Consider the following 20195-nt stretch of genomic DNA (forward strand, 5'->3'; position numbering starts at 1 on the left):
GCCTGGCCTTCACCGCCCCTGTCAGGCCGGAGACATGATCCGCGTTCCGTTGGATTAGATTTCGGCCATGTTGTACGGGCGGGCCGCGGAGCAGGCCCAGGTGGACCGGCTGCTGGCGAACGCGCGGTCCGGGCGCAGTGGTGTGCTGGTTATACGCGGCCAGCCGGGTATCGGGAAGACCGCGCTGCTCGGCCACCTGACGGAGCGGGCCGCGGGGGTGCGGGTGCTCCACGGGGTCGGCATCGAGTCCGAGGCGGAGCTGCCGTATGCCGCCCTGCATCTGCTCCTGCGTTCCGACCTCGACCGGATCGCCGTGCTGCCCGAGGCGCAGGCGGCGGCGCTGCGGGGCGCGCTGGGGCTGGGGGCGACGGTTCCGGAGAACCGGTTCCTCGTCGGGCTGGCCGTGCTCAGCCTGCTGGCCGAGATCGCGGGCGACGGGGCGCTGCTCTGCCTGGTCGACGACGCGCAGTGGTTCGATCGGGCGTCCATCGACACGCTGGTGTTCGTGGCGCGGCGGCTGGACGCGGAAGGCGTCGCGCTGGTGTTCGCGGGCAGGGAGGAGTTCCGTCCCCAGGGGCTGCCCGAGCTGTGGCTCGACGGTGTGGACCGCGACGCCGCCGTCGCGCTGCTGGCCGAGTCGACCAGGGACCTGGCGCCGAAGGTGCGTGACCGCGTCCTGGACGAGGCGGGCGGCAATCCCCTCGCGCTCATCGAGCTGCCGTCCACGCTCACCGCGGAGCAGCAGGCCGGGCAGCTGAACCCGTTCACCACGATTCCGGTCGCCAACCGGGTGCAGGAGGCCTTCCAGCAGCAGATCAGGGCGCTGCCCGGCACGGCTCAGGCCCTGCTCGCGGTGCTCGCCGCCGACGACACGGGCGACCTCGGCATCGTGCTGCGCGCCGCGGAGTCCTTCTCCGCCGAGCTGGCAGACCTGGAAGCGGCGGAGCAGGCCAAGCTGGTCACGGTGAACGGGGCCGTGGTGGCCTTCAGGCACCCGCTCATCAGAGCCGCCGCCTACCAGAACATGCCGTTGACCTCGCGGCTGGCCGTACGGCGTGCGCTCGCCGGGGTGCTCGACGGCGACGAGCACGCCGATCGCCGGGCCTGGCATCTGGCCGCGGCGACGACCACGCCCGACGAGGCCGTGGCGCGCGAGCTGGAGCTGGCCGCGGAGCGGGCGCGCACCCGTTCCGGCTACGCGGCCATGGCCGCGGCCTACGAGCGGGCCGCGGAAGTCACCCCCGACGCCGCCAAGCGGTCGGTACGGCTGGCCGCGGCGGCCGTGGCGGCCAGCGACGCGGGCCTGCCGGCCCGCGCGGGCTCGCTGGCCGACCGGGCCAGCGAGGAGATCCAGGACCCGCTGGCCCTCGCCCACCTGATCCAGGTGCGCGCCCATCGGGAGTTCGAGCAGGGCAGCCGGGCCGTGGCCGGCGAGCTCATCATCGCCGGCGCGGAGCGGGTCGCCCCGCTGGACGCCGAGCGGGCGGCCTACCTGATCGTGGAGGCGGTGCGCTGCGGGTGGTACGCCAGTGACCCGGGGCTGGTGGAGCAGGCGGCAAGGCTGCTCAGGACCCTGCCCGAGATCGGCTCACCGCTGGTGAGCGGCGCGCTCGGGCTGGCCGCACTGGTCAACGGCGATCTGAGGGACGCGGTCACTCTCATGCGGGAGCTGGTGCTCGCCCCGGATCTGTCCGCGCTCCGGGTGCCGGGCATGCTCTTCGTGGCCCAGCTGTGCGCGCCGATCGGACGCTACGGTCAGGGCGAGGCCGCCGCAGCGCGCGTCGAGGCCGAGTGCAGGGCCCATGACATGGGCGGCTGGCTGACCATCGCCGTGGAGACCCGGCTGCAGGCGCAGATGCTGCAGGGCAGGTATCGCGAGGCGGCGACCGAGCTGGAGGAGATCATCCCCGTGACCGGCGACCTGGGGCAGCGGAACGGAGCGGTCGCGCTCACCGCGTTGCTCGCCTTGGCACGTGGCGAGCTGGGCGACGAGCAGGGTTGCCGGACGGCGGCCGCGGCCGTCTTCGAACAGGCGGGAACGCGCGGGCTACGCGTGGCCGAGGCGATCGCGGTGGCCGGGCTCGGCCGGCTGGAGCTCGCGCTGGGCCGTCCTGAGGCGTCGCTGGAGATCCTGGAGAGGATTTCGGCCGCCAACGCGCCGGTGTCGGTCTTCTTCGCCCCCGACCGGATCGAGGCCGCCGTCAGGGCCAGGGAGCCCGAGCGGGCGCGCGAGCTCCTGGCGTACTACTCGACCTGGGCGGCCGGCGTCGGCGTGCCGTCCGCAGACGCGGTCGTCCTGCGCTGCCGCGCCCTCGTCGAGGACGACGAGGACCTGTACGAGGAGGCCGTGCGGGCGCACGAGCAGGGCGAGCAGCCGCACGAGCGGGCCCGCACGCGGCTGCTCTACGGCGAGTGGCTGCGGCGGGCGCGCAAGCGCGCCGCCGCCCGCGCCCAGCTGCGCGCCGCCCTGGAGACCTTCGACCGGCTCGGCATGGCCCTGTGGGCCGAGCGTGCCCGCGCGGAGCTGCGCGCCACCGGCGACGTCCCCGCGGCCCCGCGCCAGGCGGACGATCCGCTCAGCGTGCTCACCGCACAGGAGAGGCAGGTGGTACGGCTGGCCGCCACGGGCGCGTCCAACCGCGACATCGCGGCCCAGCTGTACCTCAGCCCGCGCACCGTCGGCTACCACCTCTACAAGGCCTTCCCCAAGCTGGGAGTCTCCTCGCGAGCGGAGCTGGCCGCGATCACCACCTGAGCGTGCCGACAGCCCACTGATCTCGGCTTTGTCGGCGACGAACGCCGCCACTTCATGCTGGACACGCGTACGGCCCGGGCGTGGCCGGCACAGGCCCGGCCCACCCGGCTGATCGGCGGCGGTTTCCGGTCACCCGACCAGGCCGTCCAGGCATCTCTGAGCCGCTCCTTCGACGTGGTGATCCATCTCCACCAGGTCAAGGCCGCCGTCGCCGAAAACGGCGCTCCCACCCGCTCATTCCGGCTCACACCCGGTGCCAGCGGGCCTCCGCGAAGCAGTAGACGGCGAACAGCACCAGGCCGATCGCGATCACGACGAGCAGCCACGGGCCGACCGGGGTGCCGGCGAGCGACTTGAGCGCGCCGTCGATGCCGACCGCCTTGTCGGGGTCGTACGTGAGGGCGGCCTCGCCGATCAACGCGCCGGCGGCGAGGGCGATGACGCCGCGGGCGACATAGCCGGCCTTACCGATGTTGACCACGAGGCCGCGGGCGCGCGGCTCGGTCACGTGCATGTCCCGCATGAACTTCCCGGTCCACCCCTCGTGGATCCAGTACGCGCCGAAGCCGATCAGGGCGAGCGCTATCAGGGCGACCAAGATCTGACCACCGGGCAGGTCGAAAAGCGCCTCGGTGGCGTCCTGCGACTGGCTGTCGGTCGAGGAGGCGGCCTTGTTCTTGGTGAGCAGAGCCACCATCGAGTACACCAGGGCGCCGTAGACGGCCGCCTTGGCGACGGACTCGACGCGGTGATGGACCTCGGGCCGGCCCCAGACGGCCTCGAACACCTGCCAGATCGTCAGCGCGGCGAGGCCGACGGCCATGACCCACAGCAGGGTGTCGCCGAGGGGCGCGTCGCGCACGATGTGGATCGCGCTGCTCTTGTCCGCCTCGCCGCCGCTACCGAAGGCGATCTGCAGCGCGACCAGCCCGATGATCGCGTACAGGACGCCACGCGCGGCGAACCCGATTTTGGCGAGCTTCTCCAGGACGGGATGGTCGGCCACTCGCCGCGCCGCACCCTCCAACCGCCGGCCGGCCTGATTCGCGGTCGTCATCGCGGTTCCTCTCCTAGGGGGATCCGCCTGCCTGCTGACCTGAACCGAGACGGTCAAACGTGCGGGTTTTATACCCACTTCCCGTTATATGAACAACTTCCCGGTTAATTGCCCTCTCACATTCCGCCGGGTTGGTCACCTGTCCGGGTCCCGTGTCAGAGTGACCGGCATGTTCGCGATCACCGTACTGACAGAGGACGGTCGCCGGCACGTCCGGCAAGCGCCGAGCAGCTCGCCGAACTGGTCGACCGGCTGGGCGGCCAGGGCGAAAGGTTCCTGGTCGTTCAGCGGATTCCCGACCTCCCCGACGTCTTCATGCAGGTATGGCACGAGGACGGAGGCGACTATGTGCTGGAACACCGCGACGGGGCACCCGACCGGCACTCCCAAGCAATACTCGACAGGCCCGACTCGGTGATCTCGGCCATGACCCGTTGGGCGCGCCTGGACGACGGATGGGGATCCGGACTGGACTGGACCCCGCTGGACTTGGACATCCCCGAGCCCCTCTCCCTCTCGAACTTGACCAGGACGAACGCGAAAAGCTTGATGCGCGCATCCGTGAAGCGATCTCGAGTGGTTACGCGACGCGGGCACAACTGATCGAGATCGCCGTGTCAGGCGACCGCCGCCCGGTCTCCCCCGAACAAGCACGCCGGCTGGTGGACCGACTGTGGCTGGAACGAGTCGAGGAGCAGGCCTCCTGGAAGGGAGAGACGGACCCGGAACGGCTCAGCCGGGCTTTCGCCACCCTGGAAGCCGCAGGCATCACGGCAAGGGAGAACTTCGCCTGCTGCCGTACCTGCGGTCAGGCGGAGATCGGTGCGGCAGGTTCACCGGATGCCCGCGGCTATGTCTACTTTCACCGCCAGCACACGGACCGGGCCACGGCCGGACACGGGCTGACACTCCTGTACGGCGGGTTCGACGATTCATCGGGCACGACGGCGTCCGTTGGACGAGAAATCGTGGCCGCGCTCGAACAGACCGGCCTTTCGGTGGAGTGGAATGGCGACCCCCGGCAGACCATCGCTGTTGTTCCCCTCGACTGGCGCAAACGCCTCATCGGCTGAGGGATGCACAAACCGTTCCCCGAGGGCGATCACCCGCATGGTCGTCGCGGCCGGCCGTAGAGGCCGCCGCGCACGAGTCGACGGGCCCTTGTAGCAGCTGACAGCGAGGGTTACAATCCGAAAATCTTAGTAAAGTTTCCTAACGATAAACTTTCCCTTCGCTCTCTGTGAGGCCGCTCCACCACGCGCACCCGCTCCCAGGCGGCCTTGCCGTTCGACCGGCGGGCCATGCGATGCCGACCACGACCTCGGCATGGCGGCCCGGTGGCGCACACGACCTGGCCCGTGACCGCCCCGCCCGCACGCGGAGGGGACGCCGCGCGGGCGAGCCATCGGCACACTCCACCCCCCACCCCCAGGGAGTGTCACGTGAGATTCCGTGTACTCATCCTCGCGGTCGTGGCCGTCTTCGTGACGGGCCTGGGCCTCCCGGCGCCGGCCGGAGCCGACGCGGCACGGCAGGCGAGCGTCCAAGCCGCCGCGCCCGACTGGGCGCCCTTTACCGCCTACACCGTCGGCACGGTCGTCAGCTACAACGGCGTCGAATACCGGTGCCTACAGACCCACACGTCCATGCCCGGCTGGGAGCCCGCCACGACCCCGGTGCTGTGGCAGCCCGTCACCGTGCTCCCGGTCCCGGCGAACGTGCGCGTCACCGGCGCCACCTCCAGCAGCCTCTCACTGGCCTGGGACGCCTCCGGCGACACCGTCACCGGATACCGGATCTACGAGGGCGGCACGCAGCGCGCGCAGGTCACCACCACCACCGCCACCATCTCCGACCTCGGCAAATGCGAGACCCACAAGTACACGATCAAGACCTACAACGGCAACGGGGAGTCGGCGGGCCGTGACGTGAGGGCCACCACGATGGACTGCACCTTGGTGTCCTGGGTCGTCTACGCTCCCTACACCGCCGGCACGGTCGTCGTCCACAACGGCGTCACCTACCAGTGCCTGCAGAACCACACCTCCCTGCCCGGCTGGGAGCCCCCCAACGTCCCGTCGCTGTGGGAGCGCGTCCGCCCCTGGGAGCCCTCGACCGCCTACAACGCCGGCACGGTCGTCACCTACAACGGCGTCACCTACCAGGGCCTGCGAAACCACACCTCCGCCCCCGGCCAGGAGCCCGAGGGCGACCCGGCGCTGTGGCAGCGTGTCACCCGTAGCGACGACGTCGAACCCTCGTTCCCGGCGAACCTGCGCGTCACCGGCACCACCTCCGGCAGCGTCTCGCTGGCCTGGGACGCCTCCACCGACGACGTCCGCCTCGCCGGATACGAGGTCTACCGCGGAAACACACTGGTGGCCGCCGTACCCGACACCAGCTACACCGACTCGGGCCTGGCCGCCTCCACCACCTACACCTACATGCTGCGCGCCCGCGACGCCGCCGGCAACCGCTCGGACGCCGCCTGGGTCACCGCCACCACCGCGGCACCGGCACCCGGCCAGCCCGGCACCGCCTGGGCGACCGCTAACAACACCAGCGTCACGCTGACCTGGGGCGCCTCCAGCGGCACCGTGACCGGCTACCGGATTTACGAGGGCGGCACGCAGCGGGCGCAGGTCACCACCACTACCGCCACCGTCTCCGGCCTCGGCAAGTGCGAGACCCACAAGTACACGATCAAGGCCTACAACGTCAGCGGGGAGTCGGCGGGCCGTGAGGTGAGCGCCACCACGACCGGCTGCACCAGCCCCAACCCCAACCCCTCCAGGCTGCCCGGCGCCCCGTACCTGTACATGGGCTCGGGGAACCCGCCCAACCCGGGCACGGTCATGGTCAACACCGGCATCAAGTCCTTCACGATGGCCTACATCCAGGCCACAGGCGGCTGTAACCCGGCGTGGGACGGCCTGCGCCCGCTGACCGGTGGCATCGACGCCTCGGCGATCAACACGATCAGGTCCATGGGCGGCAGCGTGGGAATCTCCTTCGGCGGCTGGAGCGGCGACAAGCTCGGCCCGTACTGCCCGAACCCGCCGGCCTTCGCCCAGGCGGTCCAGAAGGTCATCGACGCCCTCCACCCGGCCGTGGTCGACTTCGACATCGAGAACGCCGACGAGTTCGAGAACTACACCGTCCAGGACCGCATCCTCAACGGCCTGAAGATCGTCCGGCAGAACAACCCGAACGTCAAGATCACCATCACCATCCCGACGCTCAGGACCGGCCTGAACCCCGCGGGCATCCGCCTGGTCAACCAGGCCAAGGCCCTGGGCGCACCGATCGACAACTACACGATCATGGCCTTCGACTTCGGCGGCATCGACATGTACCAGGACACCGTCAACGCCTCCGAGGGTCTCAAGAGCTCCCTGAAGAGCGTGTTCGGCTGGAGTGACGCCGAGGCCTACGCCCACATGGGCATCTCGGGCATGAACGGCACGTCCGACTGGGGGGAGACCACGACCCCGGCCCAGTGGACCCAGATCCGTGACTGGGCCAAGACCAAGGGCCTCACCCGGCTCACCTTCTGGGCGGTCAACCGCGACCAGCCCGGCTGGCAGTTCACCCAGATCACCGCCGGCTTCTGACGGCCCGACCACCACGACACGACGAAGGGGGCAGACAGAAGGACGTACGGCTTCACGGGCGCCGGTCAGCGGCTACGCAGGTACCGCCAACCCAGTGCCCCGTACCAGATCATGATCGGCAGATGGAGGGCGTACCCGAGCTGTTCCAGCGCCACCGTGGGCCCAGCTGTCCCGGTCGTCCACGGAAGCGCGACCGCGGCCAGACCTGAGATCGCGGCGACCACACCGGCGATGCGCAGCCCGGTCGGCATCGGGACGCCGACCGCTGCGGCGACGGTGGCGGCGACCCACAGCAATCCGGCCAGGTTGACCGCCCACTTGGCGGTGAGCAGTACCGCCCAGGCCACGGTGGCGACCGCCGGGGCGGTGGGGTCGGCGGCCAACTGGGTCAGCGCCAGGTTCCCTGCGTCATGAAGCAGGCCTGCCAGCCCGGCGGCGGCCAGCAGTCCACCGGCCGGCGTCACCAGGTGCTGTCCGGGTGCCTGGGCGGAGCGGGCGGACATCATGAGCCCGGCCGCGGTCAGTGCCAGCCAGCCCAGCACGTCGAAGGCCAGCTCGGTCAGATGCAGCCCGACCTGCTCACCCACCGCGGCCAGCACGGCATCGGGGTCGGCTGGATTCAGGGTCAACCCCGATGGCACCACGATGGCCGCACCGGCGATCATGGCCACCAACGAGGTCAACAGCAGGACACCGGTAAGCCGAGTCCGAGGGTTCGAATTGGTCATGGACGGTGACGGTAGGACCTTGCCGCAAGGACAAAGTCAACATTCCGGAGAGAGGAGCCAGGGTGTGGCGGATCGGACAACTGGCGCGCATGGTCGGCGTATCCGAACGGACCCTGCGCCATTACGACAAGATCGGACTGCTTCCTCCTGCCGCGGTAGACCGATCCACCGGCTACCGCCGGTACGGCGTGGCCGAGCTGTCGCGATTGGAACGCATCCGCGGCTTACAGCGCCTCGGCCTGCCGTTACGGCAGATCGCCGATCTGCTGGACGCTCCTGAGGCACAGCTGCGCCAGGCCCTGGCCGAGATCGTGACGGGCATCAAGCATGACATCGCCGCCCTTGCCGCCGCCGCGGCTCACGCCGAGGACCGCCTTGCCACGCCGATGTCGATCCTGCCCCAGCAAACCACAGTGGGCTCTCGCCGCCTACGCGTACGCCGTTTGCGCCTCGATCATCCATCCGAGCTCGCCGCCCTGTGCCCGGCACCGCCGGCGACCCTGCTGACCTGGCTGCGCGGGCAGCCGACCGGCGGGTTCACGGCGGCGGTGACCACCGATCACGACGGCGAGCGACTCACCCTGCCCGCTCGCGCCGTCGTGCGAGCCGTCGTTCCGCCTTCCACAGACGTGGTCCGCGCCGGGCAGGACCTGTTCTCCTGGTTGCACCGCCACCACTTGGCCATCACCGGCCCTACCGTGGAAGAACGCCTCATCGACGCCGAGGGCGCCCACGCCGTCGTCCTCGAAGTCTCCGTACACCCCCGACGACACACCCCCGCGGCCTGACCCCTCCACACGCCTCCCGCTCACCGATCTCCACCCGCGCAGCTTGCGGAGTGACTCGGCGCGCTCGTATCGAAGGCTTGGTGACGTGCGACCATGCGTCGGAGTGACAGAACCGGCGAAATCCCCTCTGGCCCTCGATCACCACCAGACAAAGCCGACCGCCCAAGGGCCGAGATCAGTCAGTCACCGCAGCCCTACGCCTCACCGGTCGTCAGGCCGATCGGGCAGGACACCCCCGTGCCGCCGATACCGCAATACCCATTTGGCACCTTGTACAGGTACTGCCGGTGGTAGCACCGCGCTTCTGGCGGCAACTGGGGACCAAGGGCCCAGCGGCACCGCCCCCATGGCGGAACATCAACACGGCCGACGTAGTGTTCGGGAAATACCGACTCTCCGCCTACGACGGAGGTAGAGTTTTTTCTGAACACCAAGAGGACTGGAGACCTGATGGACGCCAGGCCACAACCTCGGACCGAGACCGAAGTTCTGGCGGCGGGGATGGCCGTGCTCGACGATCGGTTGCCGACTGAGTGGAGCGTCCAATCTCTCAGCCACAGCCAGAGAGTCCACGATGCAGACTTCGACGCACTCTGGAAGGTGACCGCACCGGACGGAACCTCGACGATGCTGCTAGTCGAATCCAAGCACGTAGTCGAAAGTCGCGACACCGCCACGCTGCTTTATAAACTGAACGCCTACACGGCACAGTTCCCTGGCAGCCACGGGGTTGTAGTCTCGAGGTACCTCTCGCCGCCCGTGCGTAGGCGACTTTCCGATGCCGGACTGTCCTACATAGACGCGACAGGAAACATATACCTGAGCGTCCCGCGGCCCGGTCTGTACCTAGCGGACCGGGGGGCTGACCGCGACCCGTGGCGCGGTCCCGGAAGACCACGCGGAACATTGAAGGGCGCTCCCGCAGCGAAGGTCGTGCGAGCGCTGGTGGACTACGCCAAGTCGTGGCCGATCCGCGAACTGATCGATGCCTCCGGCGTTTCTACTGGCTCGGTTTATCGAGTGATCGATTTCTTGGAGACCGAGGATCTAGTGACACGGAGCAGTTCAGGGGCAGTCACCGCGCCCGACTGGGTCGCACTGCTGAGGCGCTGGAGCGAAGACTACGGGTTTGTGCGTAACAGTCACGTCACACGCTGGATAGCGCCCCGAGGTCTCTCAAGCCTCGTTCAGCGGGCGTCAGGCAGTCCTACTCAGTACGCCGCGACCGGGACCTTGGCCGCTGCCAACTGGGCCCCCTATGCGCCCGCTCGCTCCGCAATGATCTACACAGCGGATGCCGGGCAAGCCGCGCAACTCTGGGATCTTCGCCCTGCTGATGCTGGGGCCAATGTGATGCTGGCCGAGCCCAAGACCGACGTCGTCTTCGCCCGCACCTTGGTCGACGCTTCTGGCCTCACGATCGCCGCACCATCCCAGGTCGCGGTCGACTTGATGACGGGTCCTGGCCGCAGCCCTTCCGAAGCCGAAGAACTCATCGAATGGATGACACTGAATGAATCCTCCTGGCGTGGATAGTGGCGACATCCTCGTCCGTTCTCGATCTGCGCTCCTCGACGCCATGGCTGCGCTGGATGCTCATCGCGATGCTGTGATCGTAATCGGCGCACAGGCGATCTACCTGCGCACTTCGGGAAGCCCCGTCGCGCTCGCTGAAACGACGAAGGACAGTGATCTCGCACTCGACCCAAGAGTGTTGGAAGACGAACCACTTCTCGAGAGGTCCATGATCCGCGCGGGGTTCTACCGTGACCCCATCAATGGACAGCCTGGCTCATGGCTGAATGCTGAGGGCATCCCCGTCGACCTCATGGTCCCTGAAGCTCTCGCAGGACCAGGTAGCAAGAACACACGAGGAGCCCGTATCCCACCGCATGATCGCCGTGCTGCCCGTCGTGCTCGGGGTCTCGAAGCCGCCGTCATCGACAACACGTTCATGGACGTTTCCGCTCTTGACCAAGAGGACACCCGTACATACCGAGTGAGAGTGGCCGGACCTGCCGCCCTGCTGGTGGCCAAGCTCCACAAGATCGGCGAACGAGTTTCTGCGCCTCACCGGCTGAACGATAAGGACGCGCACGACGCCTACCGCGTTTTGATCCACGCCGACACCGCCGAACTCGCCGCCGCCTTCAACGCCCTTCTTCGAGAGCCCATCAGCAGTGAAGTCACCACCGAGGCCATCGAATCTCTGCGCACGTTGTTCGCGATCGGTCCAGACGCACTCGGTGCAAGGATGGCCGGACGCGCGGAAGAGGGGATCGGCGAACCCGAGACGGTTGCGCTAGCGACGTCCCTCCTCGCCGCTGATCTGCTTCGGGCCTTGGAGCTCGACTGAGTCATTTCCAACCGTGCTGTCACAACAGCCCGGCGAGCCTCTGTTCGCGCCCATACCGGCCTCGCGTGCGCCGAACCAGCTCCCATATACACGATCCGGGAGTTTCGGGGGTGTGGGGGCGGAGCCCCTGCCTTGGGGTTTGGGGCGAGAGCCCCAATGAACACAATCCGAGCGGAGCGAGGGCCATTTCGGGCGGGCGTCCACGACAGGGGGCCGTACCTCGCGGGAGGTACGGCCGCTCATTCGGGTCAGGCTTCGCCGGTGGTGAGGCCGATGGGGCAGCTCACGCCGGTGCCGCCGACGCCGCAGTAGCCGTTTGGGACCTTGTGCAAGTACTGCTGGTGGTAGTCCTCGGCGAAGTGGAAGGGCGGGGCAGAGGCTATTTCGGTGGTGATGGTGCCGTAGCCGGCCTTGGTGAGGACCTGCTGGTAGGCGTCGCGGGAGGTTTCGGCGGACTTTTGCTGTTCAGGGGTGTGGGTGTAGATGGCGGAGCGGTACTGGGTGCCGGTGTCGTTGCCCTGGCGCATGCCCTGGGTGGGGTCGTGGGACTCCCAGAAGAGCTTGAGGAGTTCCTCGTAGGAGACGCGAGCCGGGTCGTAGACGACGCGGACGACCTCGGTGTGGCCGGTGAGGCCGGTGCACACCTCTTCGTAGGTCGGGTTGGGGGTGTAGCCGCCCTGGTAGCCGACGGCGGTGGTGACGACGCCGGGGGTCTGCCAGAACTTGCGCTCGGCGCCCCAGAAGCAGCCGAGGCCGAAGTCGGCGATCTCGGTGCCCTCGGGGTAGGGCGGGGCGAGGGGCGCGTCGAGGACCGCGTGGCGGGCGGGGACGGGCATCGTCTCGGCGCGGCCGGGGAGCGCGTCCTCGGGGGTGACCATCGAGGTCTTGTTGTTGCCGAAGAGCCAGCCCATCGTGCACCTCCGTCAGAGTGTTCGTGCAGTCAAGCCAACCACGGGAGCGGCCGCGTTGTTCCCTGGCGTTAGCAACGCTTAAGCCAGCGTGAAGCCCTACTTATTTGTGATAAAGACAGTAAGTAGCGAAGATAGGGTACATGCCTGAATCGCGTCGTGGTGTGCTCTACGGCATCGCCGCTTACACCATGTGGGGCCTCTTCCCCCTCTACTGGCCACTGCTCAAGCCCGCCGGGGCCGTGGAGATCCTCGCCCACCGGATGGTCTGGTCGCTGGTCGTGGTGATCGCCGTGCTGCTCGTCCGACGCCACTGGTCCTGGTTCCGCGAGCTCATGCGCCAGCCCAGAAAGCTGGCCCTGCTCACGCTGGCCGCCGTGATCGTCTCGGTGAACTGGGGCGTCTACATCTACGCCGTCAACGCCGGGCACGTGGTCGAGAGCGCGCTCGGGTACTTCATCAACCCCCTGGTCAGCGTACTGTTCGGCGTGCTGGTGTTCCGGGAGCGCCTGCGCCCGTGGCAGTGGGCGGCCGTGGGGCTCGGCGCGCTGGCCGTCGTGGTCCTGACCACCGACTACGGACGGCCGCCGTGGATCGCGCTCGTGCTCGCGGCGTCCTTCGGCACGTACGGCGTGGTGAAGAAGGTCGCGAACGTGGGGGCGGCCGAGAGCCTGACCGTGGAGACGCTGGTGCTGCTGCTGCCGGCGCTCGGCTACCTGACGTTCCTGCAGGCCCAGGGCACCGCGACGTTCGGCGGCCACGGTTTCGGCCATGCCGCGCTGCTCGCCGGCGGTGGTGTGATCACGGCGGTGCCGCTCATGGCGTTCACGGCCTCCGCGATCCGGGTGCCGCTCACCGTGATCGGCCTGCTCCAGTACATCGCGCCGATCCTGCAGTTCCTGTGCGGCGTGCTGATCGCCCACGAGACCATGCCCCCCAGCCGCTGGGCCGGGTTCGTCATCATCTGGCTGGCCCTGGCGGTGTTCAGCTGGGAGGGACTGCGCCACGCCCGGCAGACCCGGCGCGCCGCCACCGCGACGCGGGCCCTGGAGACCGTGTGAGACCGCGATCTACCGCGCCGGACGTACCCGGTGGGCCGTCGCTACCCCACGGGCGGTAGGAGCGGCGTCCACGGCGGGGTGACGACCGCCGTCCCCGCCGCGCGAGAGCATCGACGGGAACCGAGGGGGTACCGTCATGGCTGATCGTCTGTTTCGTTTCGGGGTGGTGGCGGCGTCGGCGGCCGACGCCGGCCAGTGGGCCGGGCTGGCCCGGCGCGCCGAGGACCTGGGCTACGCCACGTTCCTCACGCCGGACACGCTGAACACCCTTCCCCCGCTGCTCGCGCTGAGCGCCGCCGCGTCGGCGACGACCACGATCGGGCTCGGCACCTTCGTGCTGGCCGTGCCGTACCGGCGTCCCGAGCAGCTCGCGTGGGAGGTCGCCGGGGTGAACTTCCTGTCCGGCGGACGCTTCGAGCTCGGCCTCGGCGCCGGACGCCCGGACGCCCGGGCTGACTGCGCCAGGCTCGGTGTGCCGTTCGGCGGCTACGACGAGCGGATCCGGCGGCTGGAGGAGGTGATCCGCCAGGTCAGGAAGTGGCCCGCGGTCGGCTCGTCGGCGCCGGGGCCGTCGCCGCGTGTGCTGATCGCCGCCGCGGGGGCCCGCATGCTGGGGTTCGCCGCGCGCAACGCCGACACCGTCGCGGTGGCGCTGGACGCCACCACCCCGGAGGACGGCCTGGCCGAGCCCGTACGGCTGCTGCGGCTGGCCAGTGACGACTTCGACCGGCTGGAGATCAGCACCGGGCTGCACGTGGTGGGCGACGAGGTGCCGCCGTGGCTGGCGCGGCAGCTCGGGCCGGACGTGCCGGAGGACTCGATCGCCGTGCTGCGGGGCACGCCGCGCGAGATGGCCGACCGGCTGCTGCGCCGCAGGGACGCCTACCAGGCGTCGTACATCACGGTGAACGCGATGTTCGCCGACCGCCTGGCCCCCGTGGTGGAGCTGCTCGCCGGTAAGTAGGGGCGCGGTCAGCCCGAGCGGTCGGCCACGTAGGCGCACAGGGCCAGCAGGGCATCGCGGGCCGGGATGTCCGGCAGGGCGGCCAGGTCCGCGCGGGCCCGCTCCACCCACGCCATCAGGTCGGCGCGGGCGCGGGCCATCGCCGGGTTCGCCCGCAGCAGCGTGACGGCCTCGTCGATGTCCTGGTCGGCGACCGGGCCGGCCAGCAGCTCGCGCAGCCGGGCGTCCTCGGGCCCGGTCGAGTCGAGGGCGTAGAGGACGGGCAGCGTGCGGATGCCCTCGCGCAGGTCCGTCCCGGGGGTCTTGCCGCTCTCGCCGGCGGAGGAGGCGACGTCGAGCAGGTCGTCGCCGAGCTGCCAGGCGACGCCGATGGCCTCGCAGGCGCTGGTGAGGCGGCTCACGACCTCGTCGGGCGCCCCGGACAGCATCGCGCCGAACCGCCCGGACGTGGCGATCAGCGAACCCGTCTTGTCGGCGAGCACCTCGATGTAGTGGGTGATCGCGTCGACCCCGGGACGCGGCCCGATCGTCTCGCGGATCTGCCCGCGCACCAGCCGAGAGAACGTCCGCGCCTGGATGCGGACCAGTTCGGGCCCGAGGTCGGCGAGGATCTCCGACGCCTGCGCGAAGAGGTAGTCCCCGGTGAGGATCGCCACGGTGTTGTCCCACCGCGCGTTCGCGGACGGCGACCCCCTGCGCACCCGGGCCTCGTCCATCACGTCGTCGTGGTAGAGCGTCGCCAGGTGGGTGAGCTCGATGACGACCGCCCCCGGCACGACGCCGGGGGCGGTGGCGTCACCGAAATGGGACGCCAGGAGCACGATCATCGCGCGGAAACGCTTGCCTCCGGCCAGAATGAGATGCCGGGACGCCTCCGCGACGAAGGCGTCCTCGCTGTCTGCGGCCGAGCGGAGCAGTTTCTCGACGGCGTCGAGGCCGCTCGCGATATCCGCGGCCAGTCCTTCGTCGATGAATGGCAGGTCGACTACGGGCGGCGCGGCCATGAAGCATGTACTCCTAACGAACGAACAACGACTGCGCGGCCGAATGCGCGAGGTCGAGCACCGGCTGCGGGAAGACCCCGAGGACTACGGTAGCCGCAGCGGCGAGCGTGACCACAGCCGCGGTGCCCATGCTCGGCAGCGCGATCGTCGGACCCTCGGCGGCGGGCTCGTTGAAGAACATCAGGACGATGACGCGGACGTAGAAGAACGCCGCCATCGCCGATGTCACGACGCCGACGATGACCAGCGCCACGTTGCCGCTCGCCACGGCCGGGGCGAACACGGCGTACTTGCCGAAGAACCCGGACGTCAGCGGAATGCCGGCGAAGGCGAGCAGGAAGAGGGCGAAGATGCCCGCGAGCACGGGCGACCTCTTGCCGAGCCCGGCCCAGCGCGACAGGTGCCCGGCCTCGCCGCCGGCCTCGCGGATCATCGTGACGACCGCGAACGCGCCCACCGTGGCGAACCCGTAGGTCACCAGGTAGAACAGGATGCCCGACAGGGACGCCGCGTTCTGGGCCTCCTTGCCGGTGGACACCACGGCGACCAGCAGGAAGCCGGTGTGCGCGATCGACGAGTAGGCCAGCATGCGCTTGATGTCGGTCTGGGTGATCGCGAGCACCGCACCGACGATCATGGTGAGGATCGCCACGCCCCACAGCACCGGGGTCCACTCGGTGTCGAGGTTGCCGAGGGCCACCCAGAAGACGCGCAGCAGCGCGCCGAAGGCGGCGATCAGCGTGCCGGACGCCATGAGCGCGGTGATGGGCGTGGGCGCGCCCTGGTACACGTCGGGCTTCCACGCCTGGAACGGCGCCGCGCCGATCTTGAACAGCAGGCCGACGCCGATGGTCGCGACGCCCAGGAACAGCAGGGTGTCCTTGCCGCCGACCGTGGAGAGGGCCTTGTCGATCGCGGCGAGGTCCACCGACCCGGCGAAGCCGTACAGCAGCGCGGTGCCGTACAGGAAGAACGCCGACGAGAAGGCGCCGAGCAGGAAGTATTTCATCGCCGCCTCCTGCGAGAGCAGGCGGCGACGGCGGGCGAGGCCGCACAGCAGGTACAGCGGCAGCGACATGACCTCGAGGGCCACGAACATGATCAGCAGGTCGTTCGAGGCGGGGAAGAGCATCATGCCGCCGACGGCGAACAGCACCAGCGGGTAGATCTCGGTGTGCGCGCCGCCCTCGGCGATCGCCTGGTCCTCCTCGGCGCTGCCGGGGACGGCGGCGGCCTGGGCGACGAACTGGTCGTCGTCGTTGATCAGGAGGACCGAGACGATCGCCAGCAGCAGGATGGCGCCCCAGATGAACAGCGAGGGGCCGTCCACGGCGACCGCGCCCATGGCGGCGGCGTGGCGCACGCCCTTCGTGCCCTGCCAGACGGTCAGCACGAAGGCGCCGACCATCGACAGGATCGTGATGGGCATCTGGATGGACTTGCGCAGATAGCGCGGCGCGAGGGCCTCGACGAGCACGCCGACGATCGCCGCCCCGAAGACGAGGAGCATCGGCGAGAGCTCCCCGTATTCGATCTTCGGCGCCTCGACGGCGGCAGCGGCGAGCGTGCTCACTGGCCTGCCCCCTTCTTTTCAGCGGTGACGGGTATGTCGGGGGTGAACTGCGGCGCGTGCACGGTGGTCAGGGTCTGGTGCACCGCGGGATTGACGATGTCCAGCAGCGGCTTGGGAAAGAACCCGAAGGCGATCAGCAGGGCGATGAGCGGGGCGACGACGACCTTCTCGCGCAGGTTCAGGTCGGGCAGCGCCTTGACGCTCTCCTTGGTCGGCCCGCCCATCATGCGCTGGTACATCCACAGGACGTAGACCGCGGCCAGCACCATGCCGAGGAGGGCGATGACGGCCGGGACCACGTGGTTCTCGAACGTCCCGATCAGGACGAGGAACTCACTGACGAACGTGGACAGGCCGGGCAGCGACAGCGAGGACAGGCCCGCGATCAGGAACGTGCCCGCCAGCACGGGGGCGACCTTCTGGACGCCTCCGTAGTCCGCGATGTACTGCGAACCCCTGCGGTGGATCAGGAACCCGGCGATCAGGAACAGCGCGCCGGTCGAGAAGCCGTGGTTCACCATGTACAGCGTGGCGCCCGCGCCGGCGTCGGCCGACATGGCGAACACGCCCATCGTGATGAAGCCGAAGTGCGAGATCGAGGTGTAGGCGATGAGCCGCTTCATGTCGGTCTGCCCGATGGCGACGATCGCGCCGTACACGATGCCGATGACGCTGAGCGTGATCACCAGCGGCGTGAAGAACTTCGCGGCGTCCGGGAACAGCTCCAGGCAGAAACGCAGCATGCCGTAGGTGCCGACCTTGTCCAGCACGCCGACCAGCAGGACGGCGGCTCCGGCGGGCGCCTGCGCGGCGGCGTCGGGCAGCCAGGTGTGGAACGGCCAGACCGGGGCCTTGACGGCGAAGGCGATGAAGAAGCCGAGGAACAGCCACTTCTGCGTGGTCGGGTCCTTGATCGCGCCGATCAGCTCGGGCTGCAGGAAGGTGCCCTTGTCGGCGACCGCGTAGAGCGCGATCACCGCGACCAGCATGAGCAGGCCGCCGAACAGCGAGTACAGCAGGAACTTCACGGCCGCGTAGGACCGCTGGGCGCCGCCGTAGGACCCGATCATGAAGTACATCGGGATCAGCATCGCCTCGAAGAAGACGTAGAAGAGGAAGACGTCGGTCGCCGCGAAGACGCCGATCATCATCGCTTCCAGCACCAGGATCAGCGCGAAGTACGTCTTCACCGACCGCTTGGCCTCGGGCCGGTCGGCGTCGTGCCAGGAGGCCAGCACCACGATCGGCACCAGCACCACCGCGAGCGCGATCAGCAGCAGCGCGATGCCGTCGACGGCGACCGCGTAGCGGACCCCGAAGGCGGGGATCCAGTCGTGGACCTCGCTGAACTGGTCACGCGGCCCGGAGGGGTCGAACTGGGACGCCATGGCCAGCGTGAGCGCCAGCACGACGAGCGACACCACGAGCGTGAGCTGCTTGGCGAGTTTGTCGTTGCCCTTGGGCACCGCCGCGACCGCCAGCGCGCCCACCACGGGCACGCCCATCAATATCGAGAGCCAGGGCATCACAGGTTCCCTACGACGAACCATGCGCCGACCAGGAGGGCGGCGCCGAAGAAAATCGACAAGGCGTACGACCGGACGAAGCCGGTCTGGACCCGGCGCAGCCGGCCGGAGGTGCCGCCCACCAGCGCCGCGAGCCCGTTGACCAGGCCGTCGATGCCGCGGTTGTCGAAGAACACCGCGAGGCGCGTCAGCCACTGGCCCGGGCGCATGAACAGCGCCTCGTTCAGCGCGTCGCCGTACAGGTCACGCCGGGCGAAGGTGGTGAGGAACGAGCCGCGCGGGGCGACGACCGGGACCTCGCCCTTGCCGTACTTGAGCCAGGCGTAGACGACGCCGACCGCGACCAGCGCCAGCGTCGCCAGGCCGGGGACGCTGAACGGGTGGAAGCTCGGCATCTCCTCGGGCCGCCCGACGGCGGGGGCCAGGAACTCCATGAAGCGGTTGCCCACGATGAGGAACGCGCCGGCGAAGACCGAGCCGATCGACAGCAGGATCAGCGGCCAGGTCATGACGGCGGGCGACTCGTGCGGGTGGGCGTCCTTCTCCCAGCGGGGCTTGCCGTGGAAGGTCATGAAGAACACGCGCGACATGTAGAAGCCCGTGATGCCCGCGCCGACCACGGCCAGCCAGCCGAAGATCGGGTTGGTGTGCTCCATCACGGTCTCGATGATGCCGTCCTTGGTCCAGTAGCCGGACAGCAGCGGGAAGCCGATGATCGCGAGGTAGCCGAGCCCGAAGGTCGCCCAGGTGATGCGCATCTTCGACGCGAGACCGCCGAACCGGCGCATGTCGACCTCGTCGTTCATGGCGTGCATGACCGACCCGGCGCCGAGGAACATCGACGCCTTGAAGAAGCCGTGCGCGATGAGGTGGGCGATGGCGAAGGCGTAGCCCACCGGGCCGAGGCCGGCGGCGAGCATCATGTAGCCGATCTGCGACATGGTCGAACCGGCCAGGGCCTTCTTGATGTCGTCCTTGGCGGTACCGATGATCGCACCGGCGAGCAACGTGGCGACGCCGACGATCGTGACGACCAGGGCCGCGGTGGGCGCCGCCTCGAAGATCGGGCCGGAGCGCACGACCAGGTAGACGCCCGCGGTGACCATGGTCGCCGCGTGGATGAGCGCGGAGACCGGGGTCGGGCCCTCCATGGCGTCCAGGAGCCAGGACTGCAGCGGGAGCTGGGCGGACTTGCCGCACGCGCCGAGCAGCAGTGCCAGGCCGATGAGGGTGAGCGTGCCCTCCTGGGCCTTGGAGGCGTTCTCCAGCACCGGGCCGAAGGCGATGGTGCCGAACGTCGTGAAGATGACGAAGATGCCGAGCGCGAGGCCCATGTCGCCGACGCGGTTGACGATGAACGCCTTCTTGGCCGCGGCGGCCGCCGTGGGCTTGTGCTGCCAGAACCCGATCAGCAGGTACGACGCCAGTCCGACGCCCTCCCAGCCGATGTAGAGGCCGAGGTAGTTGTCGGCCAGGACCAGCAGCAGCATCGCCGCGACGAAGAGGTTCAGGTAGGCGAAGAACCGCCGCCGGTTCGGGTCGTGCGCCATGTAGCCGATCGAGTAGATGTGGATCAGCGACCCGACACCGGTGATCAGCAGGGCGAACGAGATCGACAACGGGTCCAGCAGCAGGCCCATGTCCACGTGCAGCGAGCCGGACGGGAGGAACTGGTACAGCTCGACCGCGCGGCGGCGCTCGCCCTCGGCGTACCCGAGGATCTGGAAGAAGGCCAGCACGGCGACCACGAACGACGCCAGTGACATGACGACGCCCAGGAGGTGGCCCCAGCGGTCGGTGCGCCGGCCTCCCAGCAGCAGGATCGCCGCGCCCAGCAGGGGCAGCGCGATCATGAGCCAGG

General features: G+C 69.3%; 15 protein-coding genes and 1 pseudogene. 8 read left to right on the plus strand and 8 right to left on the minus strand.

The genetic code is table 11. The features are described from left to right. Positions 1-67 precede the first annotated feature (67 nt). The gene (locus tag BJ981_RS05850) at positions 68-2755 is read left to right on the plus strand and encodes an ATP-binding protein (protein ID WP_184608761.1); all 2688 of its coding nucleotides are present in this window, start codon (positions 68-70) and stop codon (positions 2753-2755) included. A gap of 244 nt (positions 2756-2999) precedes the next feature. On the opposite strand, the gene BJ981_RS05855 is transcribed toward BJ981_RS05850, so the two are convergent. Then, positions 3000-3812 (minus strand): DUF1206 domain-containing protein, encoded by an 813-nt coding sequence (locus BJ981_RS05855; protein ID WP_184608763.1) that lies wholly within the window; start codon positions 3810-3812, stop codon positions 3000-3002. A gap of 455 nt (positions 3813-4267) precedes the next feature. Here BJ981_RS05855 and BJ981_RS05860 point away from each other — a divergent pair, with 455 nt between their 5' ends. Next, the gene (locus tag BJ981_RS05860) at positions 4268-4885 is read left to right on the plus strand and encodes a DUF6891 domain-containing protein (RefSeq protein ID WP_221314656.1); all 618 of its coding nucleotides are present in this window, start codon (positions 4268-4270) and stop codon (positions 4883-4885) included. Between the two features lie 369 nt (positions 4886-5254). Next, a complete protein-coding gene (locus BJ981_RS37835; RefSeq protein WP_239139340.1) occupies positions 5255-7426 on the plus strand; it encodes a carbohydrate-binding protein in 2172 nt (723 codons plus the stop codon). A gap of 65 nt (positions 7427-7491) precedes the next feature. Here BJ981_RS37835 and BJ981_RS05870 read toward each other — a convergent pair whose 3' ends face one another. Beyond that, positions 7492-8154: a hypothetical protein gene (locus BJ981_RS05870; protein ID WP_184608764.1), complete on the minus strand. Its 663-nt coding sequence runs from the start codon at positions 8152-8154 to the stop codon at positions 7492-7494. 62 nt (positions 8155-8216) lie between these two features. Between BJ981_RS05870 and BJ981_RS05875 the strand changes: the two genes are divergently transcribed. Continuing rightward, positions 8217-8942, plus strand: coding sequence for a MerR family transcriptional regulator (locus tag BJ981_RS05875; RefSeq protein WP_184608766.1), 726 nt, complete (start codon positions 8217-8219; stop codon positions 8940-8942). A 194-nt stretch (positions 8943-9136) separates the two neighbouring features. Here BJ981_RS05875 and BJ981_RS37840 read toward each other — a convergent pair. Beyond that, a pseudogene (locus tag BJ981_RS37840) lies at positions 9137-9244 on the minus strand (peptide-methionine (S)-S-oxide reductase MsrA); the annotation flags it as partial. Between the two features lie 643 nt (positions 9245-9887). Here BJ981_RS37840 and BJ981_RS05880 point away from each other — a divergent pair. Together BJ981_RS05880 and BJ981_RS05885 are read left to right on the plus strand one after the other, a co-directional pair. Beyond that, the gene (locus tag BJ981_RS05880; RefSeq protein WP_239139339.1) at positions 9888-10478 is read left to right on the plus strand and encodes a hypothetical protein; all 591 of its coding nucleotides are present in this window, start codon (positions 9888-9890) and stop codon (positions 10476-10478) included. Continuing rightward, entirely contained in the window at positions 10471-11298 is an 828-nt protein-coding gene (locus BJ981_RS05885) for a hypothetical protein (protein WP_239139338.1), read from the plus strand. The genes BJ981_RS05880 and BJ981_RS05885 overlap by 8 nt, the downstream gene beginning before the upstream one ends. Before the next feature lie 248 nt (positions 11299-11546). On the opposite strand, the gene msrA is transcribed toward BJ981_RS05885, so the two are convergent. Beyond that, entirely contained in the window at positions 11547-12209 is a 663-nt protein-coding gene (msrA, locus tag BJ981_RS05890) for a peptide-methionine (S)-S-oxide reductase MsrA (RefSeq protein ID WP_184608770.1), read from the minus strand. A gap of 140 nt (positions 12210-12349) precedes the next feature. Here msrA and rarD point away from each other — a divergent pair, with 140 nt between their 5' ends. Together rarD and BJ981_RS05900 are read left to right on the plus strand one after the other, a co-directional pair. After that, positions 12350-13267 carry an EamA family transporter RarD gene (gene rarD, locus BJ981_RS05895; protein ID WP_184608772.1) on the plus strand — a complete coding sequence of 306 codons (918 nt, stop codon included), beginning with the start codon at positions 12350-12352 and terminating at the stop codon, positions 13265-13267. Positions 13268-13403: 136 nt separating this feature from the next. Continuing rightward, a complete protein-coding gene (locus BJ981_RS05900; protein ID WP_184608773.1) occupies positions 13404-14231 on the plus strand; it encodes an LLM class flavin-dependent oxidoreductase in 828 nt (275 codons plus the stop codon). An 8-nt stretch (positions 14232-14239) separates the two neighbouring features. Here the strand turns inward: BJ981_RS05900 and BJ981_RS05905 are convergent, their stop codons facing one another. Genes BJ981_RS05905 through nuoL form a run of 4 tightly spaced genes read right to left on the minus strand, consistent with a single transcriptional unit; the run spans position 14240 to position 20187 of the window. Further along, a complete protein-coding gene (locus BJ981_RS05905) occupies positions 14240-15235 on the minus strand; it encodes a polyprenyl synthetase family protein (protein WP_184608775.1) in 996 nt (331 codons plus the stop codon). A gap of 13 nt (positions 15236-15248) precedes the next feature. Further along, the gene (nuoN, locus tag BJ981_RS05910; RefSeq protein ID WP_184608777.1) at positions 15249-16808 is read right to left on the minus strand and encodes an NADH-quinone oxidoreductase subunit NuoN; all 1560 of its coding nucleotides are present in this window, start codon (positions 16806-16808) and stop codon (positions 15249-15251) included. Next, complete coding sequence (locus tag BJ981_RS05915; protein WP_184608778.1) at positions 16805-18334, minus strand: NADH-quinone oxidoreductase subunit M; 1530 nt, start codon at positions 18332-18334, stop codon at positions 16805-16807. The genes nuoN and BJ981_RS05915 overlap by 4 nt, the downstream gene beginning before the upstream one ends. After that, complete coding sequence (nuoL, locus tag BJ981_RS05920; RefSeq protein ID WP_184615689.1) at positions 18334-20187, minus strand: NADH-quinone oxidoreductase subunit L; 1854 nt, start codon at positions 20185-20187, stop codon at positions 18334-18336. Before nuoL ends, BJ981_RS05915 begins: the two co-directional genes overlap by 1 nt. Positions 20188-20195 lie beyond the last annotated feature (8 nt).

This window comes from Sphaerisporangium krabiense (assembly GCF_014200435.1).
GTDB lineage: Bacteria > Actinomycetota > Actinomycetes > Streptosporangiales > Streptosporangiaceae > Sphaerisporangium > Sphaerisporangium krabiense.